Annotated in this window: 13 protein-coding genes, 1 tRNA gene and 1 pseudogene; 11 read left to right on the top strand and 4 right to left on the bottom strand. The window is 59.3% G+C overall.

Going from position 1 to position 17,723, the window contains the following annotated elements; all coding sequences use genetic code 11:
* The first annotated feature begins 50 nt into the window (after window positions 1-50).
* From rpoD to ACSFE6_RS10395, 3 genes are all read left to right on the top strand, one after another.
* Window positions 51-1,898 carry an RNA polymerase sigma factor RpoD gene (rpoD, locus tag ACSFE6_RS10405; RefSeq protein ID WP_435427513.1) on the top strand — a complete coding sequence of 616 codons (1,848 nt, stop codon included), beginning with the start codon at window positions 51-53 and terminating at the stop codon, window positions 1,896-1,898.
* 120 nt (window positions 1,899-2,018) lie between these two features.
* Window positions 2,019-5,765 carry a bifunctional diguanylate cyclase/phosphodiesterase gene (locus tag ACSFE6_RS10400; RefSeq protein ID WP_435427512.1) on the top strand — a complete coding sequence of 1,249 codons (3,747 nt, stop codon included), beginning with the start codon at window positions 2,019-2,021 and terminating at the stop codon, window positions 5,763-5,765.
* Window positions 5,766-5,779: 14 nt separating this feature from the next.
* Window positions 5,780-5,856: transfer RNA gene (locus ACSFE6_RS10395), tRNA-Ile, on the top strand.
* A gap of 44 nt (window positions 5,857-5,900) precedes the next feature.
* Here the strand turns inward: ACSFE6_RS10395 and ACSFE6_RS10390 are convergent.
* On the bottom strand, window positions 5,901-6,206 hold the full coding sequence (locus ACSFE6_RS10390; RefSeq protein ID WP_435427557.1) for an XRE family transcriptional regulator: 306 nt from the start codon (window positions 6,204-6,206) through the stop codon (window positions 5,901-5,903).
* Window positions 6,199-6,564 carry a type II toxin-antitoxin system RelE/ParE family toxin gene (locus ACSFE6_RS10385; protein ID WP_435427511.1) on the bottom strand — a complete coding sequence of 122 codons (366 nt, stop codon included), beginning with the start codon at window positions 6,562-6,564 and terminating at the stop codon, window positions 6,199-6,201. The genes ACSFE6_RS10390 and ACSFE6_RS10385 overlap by 8 nt, the downstream gene beginning before the upstream one ends.
* A gap of 202 nt (window positions 6,565-6,766) precedes the next feature.
* Between ACSFE6_RS10385 and ACSFE6_RS10380 the strand changes: the two are divergent.
* Window positions 6,767-6,856, top strand: a pseudogene (locus tag ACSFE6_RS10380) (DUF3077 domain-containing protein); the annotation flags it as partial.
* 100 nt (window positions 6,857-6,956) lie between these two features.
* Here the strand turns inward: ACSFE6_RS10380 and ACSFE6_RS10375 are convergent.
* Window positions 6,957-7,577 (bottom strand): peptidase M41, encoded by a 621-nt coding sequence (locus ACSFE6_RS10375; RefSeq protein ID WP_435427556.1) that lies wholly within the window; start codon window positions 7,575-7,577, stop codon window positions 6,957-6,959.
* A 106-nt stretch (window positions 7,578-7,683) separates the two neighbouring features.
* Complete coding sequence (locus ACSFE6_RS10370; RefSeq protein ID WP_435427510.1) at window positions 7,684-10,038, bottom strand: glucose/quinate/shikimate family membrane-bound PQQ-dependent dehydrogenase; 2,355 nt, start codon at window positions 10,036-10,038, stop codon at window positions 7,684-7,686.
* A 176-nt stretch (window positions 10,039-10,214) separates the two neighbouring features.
* On the opposite strand from ACSFE6_RS10370, the gene ACSFE6_RS10365 reads away from it, so the two are divergent.
* The 7 genes from ACSFE6_RS10365 to pqqC form a co-directional block, all read left to right on the top strand.
* Window positions 10,215-10,676 carry an Lrp/AsnC family transcriptional regulator gene (locus ACSFE6_RS10365; RefSeq protein WP_053162983.1) on the top strand — a complete coding sequence of 154 codons (462 nt, stop codon included), beginning with the start codon at window positions 10,215-10,217 and terminating at the stop codon, window positions 10,674-10,676.
* A gap of 267 nt (window positions 10,677-10,943) precedes the next feature.
* Entirely contained in the window at window positions 10,944-12,626 is a 1,683-nt protein-coding gene (locus ACSFE6_RS10360) for a flavin monoamine oxidase family protein (RefSeq protein WP_433737454.1), read from the top strand.
* A gap of 12 nt (window positions 12,627-12,638) precedes the next feature.
* Window positions 12,639-13,433 (top strand): carbon-nitrogen hydrolase family protein, encoded by a 795-nt coding sequence (locus tag ACSFE6_RS10355; protein WP_435427509.1) that lies wholly within the window; start codon window positions 12,639-12,641, stop codon window positions 13,431-13,433.
* Window positions 13,434-13,471: 38 nt separating this feature from the next.
* The gene (pqqF, locus tag ACSFE6_RS10350; RefSeq protein ID WP_435427508.1) at window positions 13,472-15,892 is read left to right on the top strand and encodes a pyrroloquinoline quinone biosynthesis protein PqqF; all 2,421 of its coding nucleotides are present in this window, start codon (window positions 13,472-13,474) and stop codon (window positions 15,890-15,892) included.
* 155 nt (window positions 15,893-16,047) lie between these two features.
* Window positions 16,048-16,122, top strand: a complete 75-nt coding sequence (pqqA, locus tag ACSFE6_RS10345; RefSeq protein ID WP_003444522.1) for a pyrroloquinoline quinone precursor peptide PqqA — start codon at window positions 16,048-16,050, stop codon at window positions 16,120-16,122.
* A 99-nt stretch (window positions 16,123-16,221) separates the two neighbouring features.
* Window positions 16,222-17,133 carry a pyrroloquinoline quinone biosynthesis protein PqqB gene (gene pqqB, locus ACSFE6_RS10340; RefSeq protein WP_435427507.1) on the top strand — a complete coding sequence of 304 codons (912 nt, stop codon included), beginning with the start codon at window positions 16,222-16,224 and terminating at the stop codon, window positions 17,131-17,133.
* Between the two features lie 112 nt (window positions 17,134-17,245).
* Window positions 17,246-17,723 (top strand): pyrroloquinoline-quinone synthase PqqC (pqqC, locus tag ACSFE6_RS10335; RefSeq protein ID WP_435427506.1); only part of this gene is annotated, 478 nt, incomplete at its 3' end.

Genomic DNA, 17,723 nt, shown 5'->3' with positions numbered 1-17,723 from the left:
AATCCTCGGCTTGTTTTTTGCCCGCCAAGACCTTCAGTGGATAGGGTGTTATGTCCGGAAAAGCGCAACAGCAGTCTCGTATTATTGAGTTGATCAAACTGGGTCGTGAGCAGAAATATCTGACTTACGCCGAGGTCAACGACCACCTGCCCGAGGATATTTCAGATCCAGAGCAGGTGGAAGACATCATCCGCATGATTAACGACATGGGGATCCCCGTACACGAGAGTGCTCCGGATGCGGACGCCCTTATGTTGGCCGACGCCGATACCGACGAGGCCGCTGCGGAAGAAGCAGCCGCTGCGTTGGCAGCGGTGGAGACCGATATCGGTCGCACCACTGACCCAGTGCGCATGTACATGCGCGAAATGGGTACGGTCGAGCTTCTGACTCGTGAAGGCGAAATCGAAATCGCCAAGCGTATCGAGGAAGGCATCCGTGAAGTGATGAGCGCAATTGCGCACTTCCCTGGCACGGTCGAGCACATTCTCTCGGAATACACTCGCGTCACCACCGAAGGTGGCCGCCTGTCCGACGTCCTGAGCGGCTACATCGACCCGGACGATGGCATTGCGCCACCTGCGGCAGAAGTACCGCCGCCGATCGACGAGAAAGCCGCAAAAGCGGATGACGACTCCGACGACGAAGACGGCGAAGCCTCGGAAGACGAAGAGGAAGCCGAAAGCGGTCCGGATCCGATCATCGCTGCACAGCGTTTTGGCGCTGTGGCCGATCAGATGGAAATCACTCGCAAGGCCCTGAAAAAGCACGGTCGCCACAACAAGGCAGCGATTGCCGAGCTGTTGGCACTGGCCGACTTGTTCATGCCGATCAAACTGGTGCCGAAGCAATTCGAAGGCTTGGTCGAGCGTGTTCGCAGTGCCTTGGATCGTCTGCGTCAGCAAGAGCGGGCAATCATGCAGCTCTGCGTTCGTGATGCGCGCATGCCGCGCGCCGATTTCCTGCGTCAGTTCCCGAACAATGAAATCGACGAAAGCTGGTCCGACGCACTGGCCAAAGGCAAAAGCAAATACGCTGAAGCCATCGGTCGCGTGCAACCGGACATCATTCGTTGCCAGCAGAAGCTGATCGCGCTGGAAACCGAAACCGGTTTGACCATCGCCGAAATCAAGGACATCAACCGTCGCATGTCGATCGGTGAGGCCAAGGCCCGCCGCGCGAAGAAAGAGATGGTTGAAGCGAACTTGCGTCTGGTGATCTCCATCGCCAAGAAGTACACCAACCGTGGCCTGCAATTCCTCGACCTGATCCAGGAAGGCAACATCGGTCTGATGAAAGCGGTAGACAAGTTCGAATACCGTCGTGGTTACAAGTTCTCGACTTATGCCACCTGGTGGATCCGTCAGGCGATCACTCGCTCGATCGCCGACCAGGCCCGCACTATCCGTATTCCGGTGCACATGATCGAGACGATCAACAAGCTCAACCGTATTTCCCGCCAGATGCTGCAGGAAATGGGTCGTGAACCGACGCCGGAAGAGCTGGGCGAACGCATGGAAATGCCTGAGGACAAGATCCGCAAGGTATTGAAGATTGCTAAAGAGCCGATCTCCATGGAAACCCCGATCGGTGATGACGAAGACTCCCACCTGGGCGACTTCATCGAAGACTCGACCATGCAGTCGCCAATCGATGTTGCTACCGTTGAGAGCCTTAAAGAAGCGACTCGCGAAGTGCTGTCCGGCCTCACTGCCCGTGAAGCCAAGGTACTGCGCATGCGCTTCGGTATCGACATGAATACCGACCACACCCTCGAGGAGGTTGGTAAGCAGTTCGACGTGACCCGTGAACGGATTCGTCAGATCGAAGCCAAGGCACTGCGCAAGCTGCGCCACCCGACGAGAAGCGAGCATTTGCGCTCCTTCCTCGACGAGTAATCACATAACCCCCGGCCCGTGCCGGGGGTTTTGTTTTATGCAGATTTAATCCCCCTGCCCCCCTTCCCCCGATTTGCCCGTCTACACTCGAAACATTCCCCGAGCCATAACGAGACCGTTATGCCCAGACTGCCGACCGTGCTTTTTTTGCTGTCGCTGATGACCTGGACCGCAACGGCTGGCGCGCTGACTCTAACCGACGAAGAACGTAGCTGGCTTGCGGCCCACCCGGACTTGCGCCTGGGCGTCGATGCGTCCTGGCCCCCCTTTGAGTTTCGTGACGATCAAGGCCGTTACCAGGGCCTTGCAGCAGACTATATCGACCTGATTCGTCAACGATTGGCGATCAAACTCACCCCTATCGAACCGGTCAGTTGGTCGGTGGTGCTGGAGCAGGCCAAACAAGGCAAGCTGGACCTGTTGCCGGGCATCATGTCGACCCCGGAACGCCAGGCCTACCTGTCGTTTACCCGTCCCTATCTGGACTTTCCAATTGTCATCCTGGCCCATGTCGGCGGCCCCCAACCACGCAAAATCCAGGACCTGTACGGGCTGAAAATCGCCGTAGTGGAAAACTACGCCCCCCATGAGCTGCTACGCACCCACAATCCCGATTTGAACCTGGTGGCCATGCCCAACGTCAGCTCGGCGCTGCAAGCACTGGCGACCGACGAGGTGGATGCAGTCGTCGGTGACCTGGCCTCTAGCGTCTGGAGCCTGCGTCAGCTCAAACTGGACGGGCTGTACGTCAGTGGCGAAACCCCCTACCGCTATCAATTAGCCATGGGTGTACCGCGAGATAATAAGATGCTGGTTGGCATCCTGGACAAGGTTCTGGCGGACATGACCCCGGCGGAAATCAGCGCCATTCAGGAGCATTGGGTCGGCAACGTCCTCGATCACCGGACTTTCTGGTCCGATCTGCTGGTCTATGGCCTGCCGGGGTTACTGCTGCTGATTACTGTGCTGGCCGGGGTGATCCGGGTCAATCGCCGCTTGAGTTCCGAAATTGCCCGCCGGGTAGACCTGGAGCAGGAACTGCGCAGCAGCGAATATCACTATCGCGGGCTGGTGGAGAGTCTGTCGGCCATCGCCTGGGAAGCGCGGATCAGTGATTTCACCTACAGCTACGTCTCGCCCCACGCCGAGGATCTGCTTGGATACCCCCTGTCGCATTGGCTGATTCCGGGGTTCTGGCGCAACATCATTCACCCCGCCGACCTCACCCGCGCACAAAATTTTTGCGATCACGAAGTCTTGGCCGGACGCGATCACAGCCTCGATTATCGGGTCATCACCGCCGACGGGCGTTGCTTGTGGGTTCGCGACATCGTCAGTCTGATCGAACATGGCCATGAACCGGTAATGCGCGGGCTGATGATCGACATCAGCGAAACCAAGCGTACCGAAGAAGCGCTGCGACTGTCGGAACAAAAATTCGCTTCAGTGTTCCAGCAATGCCCGGACATTCTGGTCATCGCACGGCTCTGCGACGGCTGCTTGCTGGAGGTCAACGAAGCGTTCGAAGAGCAGATCGGCCTCAAGGCCGAAGACGTCATCGGCCAGACCGCCACCGACCTCAACATCTGGGGCATTCCAGGCGTGGGACCTGGCTTGTTGCAGCGCCTGCAGGCCGGCAGCATCCGTAACCTGGAGATGCCCTTTCGCCGCAGCAATGGCCAGGTGTTCACCGGCCTGATCTCAGCCGAACCCTTCGATCTCGATACCACCCCGGCGTTGGTTGTGGTGGTGCGCGACATCACTCAGCTAAAAGAAACCCAGCAACAGCTGCAAACCTCAGAAGAGAAATTCGCCAAGGCCTTCCACGCCTCTCCGGACGGCCTGTTGCTGTCACGCCAGAGCGATGGCTTGCTGTTGGAGGTGAACGAGGGCTTCAGCCGCATCACCGGATTCAACAGCGCCATGTCAGTGGATCGTTCGGCCCTGGACCTGGGGATCTGGGTCAATCTCAATGAACGTAAACAAATGCTCGACCTGCTGCACCGTGATGGCTTCGTCCGTGATTTCAGTTGCCATATTCGTCGTAGCGACGGGCAGATCCGGCTCTGCGAGGTCTCCAGTCGTCCGCTGCCGATTGGCGATGAAGACTGCATGCTGACCATCGCCCGGGACATCACCGAACGCCACCTGATGCAGGAAAAACTGCAACAGGCCGCCACGGTGTTCGAGAGCACCGCCGAGGGCGTATTGATCACCGATACCCAGCAGCACATCAGTGCCGTTAACCGTGCGTTCACCGAAATTACCGGTTACAGCGAAAGCGAAGCCTTGGGCCACACACCCCGCCTGCTCGCTTCGGGCCTGCATGACAGCGCGTTCTACGCCGCCATGTGGCATCAATTGACCGCCGAAGGGCACTGGCAGGGCGAGATATCCAACCGGCGCAAGAATGGCGAGCTTTACCCGAGCTGGCTGACCATCAGCGCGGTGCGCAACCGGGACAAGTTCATCACTCACTTTGTGGCCGTTTTCGCTGACATATCCAGCCTCAAGCACGCCCAGGCCAAACTCGACTATCAAGCCCACCACGACCCACTGACCGGGCTGCCCAACCGCACGCTGTTCGAAAGCCGCTTGCAGAACGCACTCAACAGCCAAAGAGAAAACGGTGGCCAAGGTGCCGTGCTGTTCCTCGATCTGGATCGCTTCAAGCACATCAATGACAGCCTGGGTCACCCGGTCGGCGACCTGCTGCTCAAGGGCATTGCCCTGCGCCTCAAGGAACAATTGCGCGACATCGATACCGTGGCGCGCCTGGGCGGCGACGAATTCATCATCTTGTTGCCCGGTCTGCAGCAACCCAGCGATGCCGACAACATCGCCACCAAGCTGCTCAACTGTTTCACCGCACCGTTCCAGGCCGGCGAGCACGAGTTCTTCATCAGCTCCAGCATCGGCACCAGCCTTTATCCACAGGACGGCTGCGACGTCGCCACGCTGATCAAGAACGCTGACGCAGCGATGTACCGTTCCAAAGCCAAAGGCCGTAACCGGGTCGAAAGCTATACCTGCGACCTCACCGCGCAAGCCAGTGAGCGGATAGCGCTGGAGCATGAACTGCGACGCGCCATCGAGCGCAATGAACTGCACCTCTACTACCAACCGAAGATCAGCCTCGACGACTATCGCCTGGTCGGTGCCGAAGCACTGATTCGCTGGCGCCATCCGACCTTTGGCGACGTGCCACCGGAGCACTTCATTTCCCTGGCCGAAGAAAACGGCATGATCCTGCAAATCGGCGATTGGGTGCTGGAGACCGCCTGCCGGCAACTACATGAGTGGAGCAAAACCTATGTGGGCCTTGGCCCGCTGTCGGTCAACCTCGCGGGCGCTCAACTGCGTCAACCGAATCTGCTCGGGCGCATCGAACAACTGCTCAAGGACTACCGCCTCAAACCCGGGCTCCTGCAACTGGAAATCACCGAAAACTTCATCATGAGCCAGGCCGAAGAAGCCTTAACCGTGCTGCATCAACTCAAGCAACTGGGCGTGCAACTGGCGATCGACGATTTCGGTACGGGCTATTCATCCCTGAGTTACCTCAAACGCCTGCCGCTGGACATCCTAAAAATCGACCAGTCGTTCGTACGCGGCTTACCGGACGATCCCCACGACGCCGCCATCGTGCGCGCCATCATCGCGCTCGGGCGCAGCATGCAATTCACCGTGATTGCCGAAGGCGTCGAAACCCAGGCACAGCAGCAATTCCTGGCCTTCGAAGGTTGTGAACAGATCCAGGGCTACATCGTCAGCCTGCCACTGCCCCCCGACGAATTCGCCGCGACGTTTCTTCGTACAGCCGTAATGGATTATTCGGATAGCACAGCCGCGAAACCGTCGTTATAATCCGCGACCTACTGGGGCCTATAGCTCAGTTGGTTAGAGCAGAGGACTCATAATCCTTTGGTCCACGGTTCAAGTCCGTGTGGGCCCACCAAACAAGAAAGCCGCGCATTGCGCGGCTTTTTCGTGTCTGACTGTTCAGTTGGCAAAGTTCTCGATCTTCACCTGTCCCTCGGGGAAGGTGGCGATGATTTCCAATTCACCACCCATGGCGCGGATGTAGTTACGCAGCGTGCTGATGTACATGTCAGTGCGGCGCTCCATCTTGGAGATTGCCGCCTGATTGACATGAAGTGTCTTGGCCAAACTGTCCTGACTCAATGCCTGAGCCTGGCGCAGCTCGTGCAGCGGCATTTCCGCTCGCAGTTTTCGATGCAGATCGTCGACACGCGCTTGAGACTCGGGAGAGCGCCGTGCCACCAAGTCAGCAAATTTTTTAGCCATCGTCATTGCCCTCTTTCTTCAATGCTTCCAAATGCTCTTCGTACAGACGCTCGGCTAGCGGTACATATTCCAGATACCAACGATCCTGGCCGGATTTGTCACCCCCGATCAGCAGAATCGCGCAGCGTCTTGGGTCAAATGCATACAAAACCCGGTAAGGCCTTCCCGAATGCTGCACCCGCAACTCACGAAGGCTTCCATGTCGCGAGCCCTTGATATCGCTGGTATAGGGAAAACCCAAGTGCGGCCCATCATCACCCAGCAACATAACCGTGGCCTGGACCGAGTCCTGTTCAGCGTCATTGAGGCGATTCCACCAGCCTTCAAACTCATCGGTATATTCAACGTCCCATTTCATACAAATATGCCACCGAAGGAATATAACCTCAAAGGAATAAATGTATGAGCCCAGTGGGCGTCCGGCCAGTGCGTTTTCCTCGGTAATTGTGAACGATGATTTCCGGCAGAGGGTTTACCCATTCCCCCATTGCCTGACACGCAAGTGTGACGACGCAGCTATGCCCATGAGTAAGATGGCGCACCGCATTTGATTGTGTTTAAACGCCTGGGCCGTGCACTATCTGGCGACGATGAGCAAAGCGGTAATCGATGATGTGGTGAAAGTGCTGACACGCAGGCCAATCAGTTAAAAAGCCTGTAGGAGCGAGCTTGCTCGCGAAAAACCAAAGGCCTGCGCGGGGTATCAGGATTACGCGTCATCGTTCACGACCTTCGCGAGCGAGCTCGCTCCTACAGGGGAGATAACCGCTCAAGCACTCCACGCGTCAATACGACCTCATAGGTGCCCACCGAACTACCCCATTGCTCCACGAGCGCCATGCGGTCTACGAGTGCGGCCCCCAATCCGGTAATGATCTCGGCATAAGCGTCGACGATCTGCTGTGCGCGTAACCACAGACGATCATGGATCACTGTCAGCTCGGCCGTGATGCAGTCTGATGAAGCCGGACCCGTATCGGGGTAGGTGATGTTGCGCAACAGTTGCCGCAGCTCCCTGATTTTTGCGTCATCCTTTTCCGCCCCAAACGCGCCGTTGAGGATGGCGGCCGCTTTCGATTGATCGACGCGTTTTTCGCGGGACTGGGCGCAAGGTAACGTCTGCGCCATGGCGCCCGCATAGAGCACCATGATCCGGGCTTCCAGGTACGCCGTCATCGCTGGCAGCGATGTAATCGAGCGCGCCAGTGTGATGCTGGCACCCCCTTTATGCCTCAGGTCCATGGACACGCTCAGGGTCACGTCGCCCGTTCCAAAACCCAGCGCTCGAGCGACGACGTAGTGCCCCATTTCGTGATTAGCGATTTGCAGGGCATGGTCCCGTACAGCGGGTGGCATTCTCTTCACGTCCATCACGCTGGATCTCCCGTTCACCTACGAGTGACTGTAGCTTTACTGAAAATTCACACAGAAAAAAGCCGCGCAATTGCGCGGCTTTTTCTTACCTATTTTTCAGACCTTACTTGGGCAACGCATAGGCAATCACATAGTCCCCACGATCCGTCGACTGACGCGCACCGCCCACCGTCAGCAGAATGTACTGCTTGCCGGTTTTCGGCGAGATGTAGGTCATCGGGCCAGACTGGCTGCCTACCGGCAGGCGCGATTTCCAGATTTCGTTGCCGTTGCCGGTATCGAAGGCGCGTAGGTAGAAGTCCTGGGTGCCGGCGAAGAACAGCAGGCCCGACTGAGTGGCGAGGGATGCGCCGAGGGTCGGCATGCCGATCGGAATCGGCAAGTGCATGCGGATGCCCAGCGGGCCGGTGTCTTGAACCGTGCCGACCGGGACTTGCCACATCAGTTTGTGGGTCTTGAGGTCGATGGCCGACATGGTGCCGAACGGTGGCTTCTGGCACGGAATGCCGACCGCCGAGAGGAAGCGTTCGCGCATCGCGCCGAACGGCGTGCCTTCCTGCGGAACCACGCCCATTTCGATGCCGCTGGCCCCGGCGCCGATCTTGTCGCGCGGGATCATGTAATTGGCCAGGCCCAGGCGCATGTCGTTGACGAACATGTAGTTGCTGTTCGGATCAACCGAGACGCTGCCCCAGTTCATGCCACCCAAAGAGCCCGGGAACTGCAGGGCGCGGTCCATGCCCGGCGGCGTGTAGACGCCTTCGTGGCGCATGCCTTTGAACTGGATGCGGCACATCAACTGGTCAAATGGCGTGGCGCCCCACATGTCGGACTCGGTCAGGGTCTTATTGCCGATCGACGGCATGTCTACCGAGAATGGCTGGGTCGGCGAGTAGCGTTCGCCGGGCACACTACCTTGCGGCACTGGACGCTCTTCAACCCGCGCGATGGGCACGCCGGTTTCGCGGTTGAGCAGAAAGATCTCGCCCTGTTTGGTGACTTGCGCCAACGCAGGCTGCAGGCCGCCCTTGTCATCCGGCACGTCGTACAGCAGCGGTTGCGCCGGCAAGTCGAAGTCCCACAGGTCGTGGTGAGTGGTCTGGAAGTGCCAGCGCACCTGACCGGTCTTCACATCGAGCGCGACGATGGATGAGCTCCACTTGTCATCGAACTCGGTGCGCTGACCGCCGAAGAAGTCTGGAGTGGCGTTACCGGTCGGCAGGTAGACCAGACCGAGCTTGGCGTCATAGGACATGGCCGACCAAACGTTCGGCGTACCACGGGTGTAGGTCTCTCCGGCCGGTGGACGTTTGGTGGTGTTCGGGTTACCTGGATCCCACGCCCACACCAGCTCACCACTGCGCACGTCGTAGGCTCGGACCACGCCTGGCGGTTCGCCGGTGGAATAGTTATCGGCCACACGACCGCCGACGATCACTACGTTGCCGGCGACCAACGGGGTCGAGGTCTGCTGGTAGTAACCGGGCTTCACTTCGCCCATGTCGGTGGTCAGGTCAACAGTGCCCTGGTTGCCGAAGTCCTCACAAGGCTTGCCGGTCTCGGCATTGATGGCGATCAGGCGCGCATCGCCTGTCGGCAGAAAAAGACGTTTCGCACAGGCTATAGGCTGATTGTCCGAAGACACAGCAGTCTCGGAGTAGCCCAGGCCACGGCAGCGCTGCCAGTTAGGCGCGGTGCCTTGCGGGTCGAACTTCCAGCGCTGGGCGCCGGTATCGGCGTCGAGGGCGAAGACTTTGCCATAAGCAGTGCAGGTGTAAACCGTGTCACCGATTTGCAGCGGGGTGTTCTGATCTTCAGCACCCGCTCCGGTGCTTTGCGGGATATCACCGGTGCGGAAGGTCCAGGCCACCTGCAACTTGTCGATATTGCCCTTGTTGATCTGGTCCAGCGCGGCAAAGCGATTGCCGGCGGTGGTGTTGCCCCAGTGCGCCCAATCTTTCTGCTCGGTACCGGGTGTAACCGGTGTAACCGCAGGTTCGCTGGAGGCCTTGACCACGTGGGTCGGCACGAACATGTAGGCCATCGTGGCGACAACGCCGACGCCGAGAACGCCAGCCAGACCGTAGGCGCCACGTCCCGTCGTCGCACCCGAAGCGCGTACCAATGTCGGGTAGATCAACGCGACGACCAGGCCGATCACGGCAAACGTCAGCACGCGTGAAACCAGCGGCCAGTATTCGAAACCGGCGTCCCACACCGCCCAGATCGCCGTCACGATCAGCGCCAGGCCATACAGCCACGCGCCCAGCGGTTTGCGGCGAGCGATCATAAGGCCGGAGACCAGCATTGCCAGGCCCATCAGCAGGAAATACCAACTGCCACCCAGCGTGATCAGATAGCCACCGCCGCCCACCAGGCCAAGCCCGATCAGTGCAATCAGGACACCCAGCCCCGCCAGCAACCATTTGCTGCCGGCGGCAGCCCCAGAATTATTCATGTCGGAAAATTTCCCCATTTGTGACAAGGGCGGAATAATGTACTACCTAGTTACTTATGGCAATTTGTCGCAGGCAAAAATGGCATGAACGGTACTGAGGCTAGATCAAGGATTCACTGTGCGGGATGTGCCTGTAACATGCAGGACCATTGTTCCGTGCCGCTGGAGACACTCCTTTGCCTGACACTCGCCCGCCCGTTCTTGACGAAATCGACCGCCAGTTGATTGCCGCCCTGCAGATCAACGCCCGCGAGAGCGTGGCCATGCTCGCCCGGCAGTTGGGCATTGCTCGCACCACCGTGACGTCGCGCCTGGCACGGCTGGAGAAAGCCAAAGTGATCACCGGTTATGGCGTTCGACTGGGCCAGCGGCTGGTAGATGGTGGATTGCAGGCGTACGTGGGGATCACCGTGCAGCCGCGCTCCGGCAAGGAAGTATTGCGCCGACTGAGTGCCATGGCGCAGGTGCAGCAGCTATGCGCGGTGAGTGGCGAATTTGATTATGTGGCGTGGTTGCGCACCGATTCGCCGGAGCAACTGGATCAACTGCTGGATCAGATCGGCAGTGTGGATGGGGTGGAGAAGACCACGACGTCGATCATCTTGAGCAGCAAGATTGATCGGGGGCAGCCGGTTTGAACGCAGCCACTGTCGGAGCGAGCCTGCTCGCGAATGCGGTGCATCAGTCAGCACCATGCAAACTGACACTCCCTCTTCGCGAGCAGACTCGCTCCCACAAAGAGCATCATTGTCAGTTTGAATAACTAGTTCGTCATATTGATCTATTCAACTGCAAAACGACGACATTTTGCGTCTTATTAACGTGCTCTACGCTCTCTAGAATGGCTCGCATCTTTTCCTATACTCAGACGCGCCCCCCGCGTCCGGTCGCCAGTAAGGTCAGCCATGAACAAGAACAATCGCCACCCTGCAGACGGTAAGAAACCAGTCACCATTTTCGGTCCGGACTTTCCTTTCGCCTTCGACGACTGGATCGAGCATCCGGCAGGCCTGGGCAGCATTCCCGAGCACCATCACGGTGCCGAAGTGGCGATTGTCGGTGCCGGTATCGCAGGGCTGGTGGCGGCATACGAACTGATGAAGCTTGGCCTCAAGCCAGTGGTCTATGAGGCCTCGAAGCTGGGCGGCCGTCTGCGCTCCCAGGCGTTCAACGGCACTGATGGCATCGTCGCCGAGTTGGGCGGCATGCGCTTTCCGGTGTCGTCCACCGCGTTCTATCACTACGTCGACAAGCTGGGTCTTGAGACCAAGCCCTTCCCCAACCCGCTGACACCTGCCTCCGGCAGCACTGTCATCGATCTGGAAGGCAAAACCCATTACGCACAGAAACTGGCGGATCTTCCTGCACTGTTCCAGGAAGTGGCTGACGCCTGGGCCGACGCCCTGGAAGCCGGTTCGCAGTTCTCCGATATCCAACAAGCGATTCGCGACCGCGATGTACCGCGCCTCAAAGAGCTGTGGAACACCCTCGTGCCACTGTGGGACGACCGCACCTTCTATGACTTCGTCGCCACCTCCAAAGCCTTCGCCAAACTGTCGTTCCATCATCGCGAAGTATTTGGCCAGGTCGGTTTCGGCACCGGCGGCTGGGACTCGGACTTCCCCAACTCGATGTTGGAAATCTTCCGTGTGGTGATGACCAACTGCGACGACCACCAGCATCTGGTGGTCGGCGGCGTGGAACAGGTGCCACAAGGTATCTGGCGCCATGTACCGGAACGCTGTGTGCACTGGCCACAAGGCACCAGCCTTAAGTCGTTGCACAGCGGTGCTCCACGCTCCGGGGTAAAGAAAATCGCTCACGCTCCGGGTGGCCGATTTGCCGTCACCGACAACAACGGCGACACCCGCGAATACGCTGCGGTACTGACCACCTGCCAGAGCTGGCTGCTGACCACCCAGATCGAATGTGAAGAAACCCTGTTCTCGCAGAAGATGTGGATGGCGCTGGACCGTACCCGTTACATGCAGTCGTCGAAAACCTTCGTGATGGTCGACCGCCCGTTCTGGAAGGACAAGGACCCGGAAACCGGCCGCGACCTGATGAGCATGACCCTCACCGATCGCCTGACCCGTGGCACTTACCTGTTCGATAACGGCGACGACAAGCCAGGGGTGATTTGCCTGTCGTACTCGTGGATGAGCGACGCGCTGAAAATGCTCCCGCACCCGGTGGAAAAACGCGTGAAACTGGCGCTGGATGCGCTGAAGAAGATCTACCCGAAAGTCGATATCGCCGCACGAATCATCGGCGATCCGATCACCGTGTCCTGGGAAGCCGATCCGCACTTCCTCGGTGCCTTCAAAGGCGCCCTGCCCGGCCATTACCGCTACAACCAGCGCATGTATGCACACTTCATGCAGGACGACATGCCGCCAGAGCAACGCGGGATTTTCATCGCCGGCGACGACGTTTCCTGGACACCGGCCTGGGTCGAAGGCGCGGTGCAGACTTCGCTCAATGCGGTGTGGGGCATCATGAAGCATTTCGGCGGCGCGACACATAAAGAGAACCCGGGCCCGGGTGATGTGTTCAAAGAGATAGGCCCTATCGCCCTGCCCGAGTAAGAGGAATCCCTGATGCGCGTAGCCCTTTACCAATGTCCACCGCTGCCTCTGGATGTCGCCGGCAACCTGCAACGCCTGCAGCAGCTTGTGCTGGAGGCGAAAGGCGCCGATTTGCTGGTGCTACCGGAGATGTTCCTGACCGGTTACAACATCGGCGTCGATGCCGTCGGTGTGCTGGCGGAGGTGCACAACGGTGAGTCGGCACAACAGGTTGCGCGCATTGCACGGGCCGCCGGGATCGCCATTTTGTATGGCTATCCCGAACGTACCGAGGACGGGCAGATCTACAACGCCGTGCAGCTGATCGACGCCCAGGGCGAGCGCGTCTGCAACTACCGCAAGACCCACCTGTTCGGTGATCTGGACCGCTCGATGTTCAGCCCTGGGACCAACGAATTCCCAGTCATTGAACTCAACGGCTGGAAGCTCGGATTCCTGATCTGCTACGACCTGGAGTTTCCGGAGAATGCTCGCCGTCTGGCCATCGAAGGCGCCGAGCTGATTCTGGTGCCGACGGCGAACATGATTCCCTTTGATTTCATCGCCGATGTCACGGTTCGCGCCCGCGCCTTCGAAAACCAGTGCTACGTGGCCTACGCCAACTACTGTGGACGAGAAGGCGATATCCACTATTGCGGCCAGAGCAGCATCGCCGCACCGGATGGCAGCCGCATTGCCCAGGCCGGCCTCGATGAAGCACTGATTGTCGGCGAGCTGGATCGTCAATTGATGGTCGACTCCCGCGCCGCCAATCGCTATCTCCTCGACCGCCGCCCCGAACTTTACGGCGCGCTCAACAAGCGCTAATCCGCTAGCATTGGCACTTCACTGTTCTGGAAGTGCCCATGCCTGCGCCGAATCCCTCCCGCCCCCACACCGAAACCCTGGCCAACGGCCTGCGGGTGACACTGCGCCACGCGCCTGATTTGAAGCGCGCCGCAGCGGCGTTGCGTGTCGCTGCCGGCAGCCATGACGTACCGCTGGCCTGGCCGGGAATGGCGCACTTCCTTGAACACCTGCTGTTTCTGGCGACCGAGCGTTTTCCTGCGGGCCAAGGCCTGATGGCCTACGTCCAAAGTCATGGCGGCCAGGTGAATGCGCGGACCAACGAACGCACCACTGATTACTTTTTCGAGCTGCCCTCTCAGGCCTTCGCCGGTGGATTGGAGCGCCTGTCAGACATGCTCGCCCATCCGCGCATGAGTCCGCAGGATCAGCTGAAAGAACGGGAAGTGCTGCACGCAGAGTTTGTCGCCTGGTCGCAAGATGCGACGGCCCAACAGCATGTGGCGCTATTCGGTGGGCTTTGCGAACATCATCCTCTGCGGGGCTTTCATGCGGGTAACCGTGACAGCCTTCCGGTTGAACAACCCGAATTCCAGCAAGCGCTGAAGGACTTCCATCAACGGTATTATCAAACCGGACAGATGACCTTGAGCCTGGCGGGTCCTCAGCCGCTCGAAGAATTGAAAATGCTGGCCCAAGCGTTTGGAGATGCCATCCCCGAGGGCAAAGCGGCCCCGCAACAAACGCCCGCACCACTGATGGACTCATCTGAAAACAGTTATCAACAGGTGAACGAGCGTCGGTTGGATCTGTTGTTCGCGTTCAAAGCGTTACCCGATTCATCCCCTGAAGCCTTGGCGTTCCTGTGCCATTGGCTGAACACCGCAAAACCCGGTGGACTGCTGACCGAGTTGAAAAATCATGGTTGGATCGACAGCCTGAAAGCGGCGCCGTTGTACCAGTTCGTCGGGCAGGCCTTGCTGCACATAGCGTTCAATTTGAAAACCAACGTCTCGCCAGTAGCGATCCGAGAACAGTTACTGGATTGGCTGGGCTTCTTCGCCCAGCAAGACTGGAGCGAACTGCGCGATGAGTACGCCACCCTGCGCCAGCGTCAACAGCAAGTCAGCGGCGCACTACAACGGGCGAAACTGGACAGCGAACAATATGAAACCGGGCTATCCGAGCAAGGCGTGACAGCCCTCAAGGACATCCTTCAACAAATCGGTGCTGTGGATAACTTCACCGGTCAATGGCAACTGCCGGCACCCAATCCGTTTTTGCGGTCTGAAGCACCTGCGCCCAACGCCGGATTGATTCGTGGCCAGACCAGTGCCCACCGTGGCCTGCGCACCTTTGCCCAGGACCGCTCACGCAGCCGCCGCGAACGCTCACCGATGCAATTCAGCCAGGCATTGCCGGATAACACCGCCGAAGGGGCGGTTTACCTGCGCTGGCGCCTCGAAGCGACACCCGCAAAGCACCTGCAATCGAGCCTCGAAAACCCTCTGCAGTCGCTGCAGGAAGAGGCGCGTCAGGCCGGTGTGGATTTTTCCTTCAGCGCATCGGGCAACGAATGGCTGCTGAAAATGACCGGTCTGCAAGAACCCATGCCCACGGTACTGGAGCATGTGCTGAAAGCACTGGCTAACCCGGATGTGAGTGGCACTCAAGATGAATCGGCGCCCATGCCGATTCGGCAGTTGCTCAAGGCATTGCCCGGTCACTGCCTTGAACCCACCGCGGACTCGGATGACTTGCCGCAACTCTGGTCGAGTGCCCGCTGGGATGGCCTCGCTATTGGCCTGTCGGCTCAAACCCAAGCGGCCATGGGCCTGGCCTTGAGCCGTATCCCCGGCACCCCGGACAACCAGCTGACCCCAACGCCATCGATCCACCCGCAGCATCTCTGGCATACGCTCGATACGGGTTCCAACGAACACGCATTGCTGCTGTTCTGCCCAACGGCCTCGACGGACATCGCCGACGAAGCCGCATGGCGTCTTCTGGCTCATATCTGTCAGACGCCGTTCTACCAACGCCTGCGCGTCGATCTGCAACTTGGCTACGCGGTATTCAGTGCCCTGCGTCAGTTGCACGGGCAAACCGGCCTGCTGTTCGGCGTGCAATCCCCGAGCGTCGCACCACCGGGCCTGCTGCAACACATCGAGCATTTTTTGAGCGAGTTGCCGGAATTGATCCAGAGCACCGATGACGCCGAATTCGTTACCTTGCGCCAAACATTGGCCGATCAATTTTCCGTTGAAGCATTGCCCCACGTTCAAGCAACGGAGTTGCTCTGGCAGGGCAAGTTGGCCAACCGCTCGTCGGATTATCTGCTGCGGCTACCCGAGGCGATTCTTTCCATCGATCGACCTGCACTCATCACTGCCGCCCTGCGCCTGATTCAAGCCGAAGGCGGTTGGCGCTGCCTGTCCAGCGGGACGTGCCCTGGCGCGCCTTGGCAAGTGGCAAAATGATCATTACCGGGGCTGCAATTAACTTTCTCGAACATTTGCAGCCAATTCTTGTGAAATTTTAAGTAACATAGCTACCTAACTATCTGAACATCTCCCCTCGGAGGTGGACTATATGTATAGGTCTCACCTGTCCCATCACCTTAAGGAACGCTCCCATGGCCTGGACCAAACCTGCTTACACCGACCTGCGCATCGGCTTTGAAGTCACCATGTACTTCGCCAGCCGTTAATCCCTGCCTTGGCAGACTTGCAGTACAACGCCTCGTTAACCCGAGGCGTTTTATTTTCAGCGTTACTTTTATTTTCCGTGTTGCAATGATGGAGCCCCCATGTTCGTCCAGATTCTAGGTTCCGCCGCTGGCGGCGGTTTCCCTCAGTGGAACTGCAACTGCGTGAACTGCGCAGGTTTTCGCGACGGCAGCCTGCGGGCCCAGGCGCGGACCCAGTCGTCCATCGCGATTTCCGATGACGGCGTGAACTGGGTGCTGTGCAACACCTCCCCCGACATCCGTGCCCAGCTCCAGAGCTTCGCCCCCATGCAACCGGGCCGCGCCCTGCGTGATACCGGCATCGCGGCGATCATCCTGATGGACAGCCAGATCGACCACACCACCGGCCTGCTCATGTTGCGCGAAGGTTGCCCGCATCAGGTCTGGTGTACCGACATGGTCCATGAAGACCTGAGCACTGGCTTCCCGCTGTTCACCATGCTGACCCACTGGAACGGCGGCCTGAACTGGAACCGCATCGAGCTGGACCAGAGCTTCACCATCCCGGCCTGTCCGAACCTGCGCTTCACTCCGCTGCCCTTGCGCAGCGCCGCGCCGCCCTACTCGCCGCACCGCTTCGACCCGCACCCGGGCGACAATATCGGCCTGATTGTCGAGGACGTGAACACCGGCGGTAAACTGTTCTACGCACCAGGCTTGGGCAAGGTCGATGCACCATTGCTGGAGATCATGGCCGGCAGCGATTGCCTGCTGGTGGATGGCACACTGTGGGACGACGACGAAATGCAGCGCCGTGGCGTTGGCACCCGTACCGGTCGGGAGATGGGCCACCTGGCGCAGAACGGCCCCGGCGGCATGCTCGAAGTGCTTGAGCAACTGCCGCAGCAGCGCAAGGTGCTTATCCACATCAACAACACCAACCCGATTCTCGATGAGGATTCGCCGGAGCGGGCAGAGCTGGAGCGGCGCAATGTTGAAGTGGCGTATGACGGCATGAGTATCGTGCTGTAGCGGATGGCCCCTTCGCGAGCAGGCTCGCTCCCACATTGGAATGCGATCCCCTGCTCGAGAAAGGGCCTGCACAGACACCAAAGAATCCACCGGATATACCCGGAGAGCAGCAATGACCGACACCCCGCTATCCCCCACCGAATTCGAAGCCGCCCTGCGCGCCAAGGGTGCCTACTACCACATCCACCACCCGTACCACGTGACGATGTACGAAGGTCGCGCCACCCGCGAACAGATCCAGGGCTGGGTCGCCAACCGCTTTTACTACCAGGTGAACATCCCGCTCAAGGACGCCGCCATCCTGGCGAACTGCCCGGATCGCGAGATTCGCCGCGAGTGGATTCAGCGTCTGCTGGACCACGACGGCGCTCCCGGCGAAGACGGCGGCATTGAAGCCTGGCTGCGCCTGGGCCAGGCGGTCGGTCTCGACCCGGACCAACTGCGCTCCCAGGAACTGGTATTACCCGGCGTGCGCTTCGCCGTGGACGCCTACGTCAACTTCGCCCGCCGCGCCAGTTGGCAGGAAGCCGCCAGCAGCTCGTTGACCGAACTGTTCGCACCGCAGATCCACCAGTCGCGCCTGGACAGTT

Source organism: Pseudomonas baetica, from assembly GCF_051216495.1.
GTDB classification, from domain to species: Bacteria; Pseudomonadota; Gammaproteobacteria; order Pseudomonadales; family Pseudomonadaceae; genus Aquipseudomonas; species Aquipseudomonas baetica_B.
Note: the sequence above shows the minus strand (reverse complement) of the source record. Positions and strands in the feature narration are given on the sequence as shown.

Bases quoted from the DNA above. Each gene is read 5' to 3' on its own strand.
- ACSFE6_RS10385 (WP_435427511.1), bottom strand. From the start codon at position 6,564: ATGAAATGGGACGTTGAATATACCGATGAGTTTGAAGGCTGGTGGAAT.
- pqqF (WP_435427508.1), top strand. From the start codon at position 13,472: ATGCCTGCGCCGAATCCCTCCCGCCCCCACACCGAAACCCTGGCCAAC.
- ACSFE6_RS10375 (WP_435427556.1), bottom strand. From the start codon at position 7,577: ATGGACGTGAAGAGAATGCCACCCGCTGTACGGGACCATGCCCTGCAA.
- ACSFE6_RS10400 (WP_435427512.1), top strand. From the start codon at position 2,019: ATGCCCAGACTGCCGACCGTGCTTTTTTTGCTGTCGCTGATGACCTGG.
- ACSFE6_RS10355 (WP_435427509.1), top strand. From the start codon at position 12,639: ATGCGCGTAGCCCTTTACCAATGTCCACCGCTGCCTCTGGATGTCGCC.
- ACSFE6_RS10370 (WP_435427510.1), bottom strand. From the start codon at position 10,038: ATGAATAATTCTGGGGCTGCCGCCGGCAGCAAATGGTTGCTGGCGGGG.
- ACSFE6_RS10360 (WP_433737454.1), top strand. From the start codon at position 10,944: ATGAACAAGAACAATCGCCACCCTGCAGACGGTAAGAAACCAGTCACC.
- pqqB (WP_435427507.1), top strand. From the start codon at position 16,222: ATGTTCGTCCAGATTCTAGGTTCCGCCGCTGGCGGCGGTTTCCCTCAG.
- rpoD (WP_435427513.1), top strand. From the start codon at position 51: ATGTCCGGAAAAGCGCAACAGCAGTCTCGTATTATTGAGTTGATCAAA.
- ACSFE6_RS10390 (WP_435427557.1), bottom strand. From the start codon at position 6,206: ATGGCTAAAAAATTTGCTGACTTGGTGGCACGGCGCTCTCCCGAGTCT.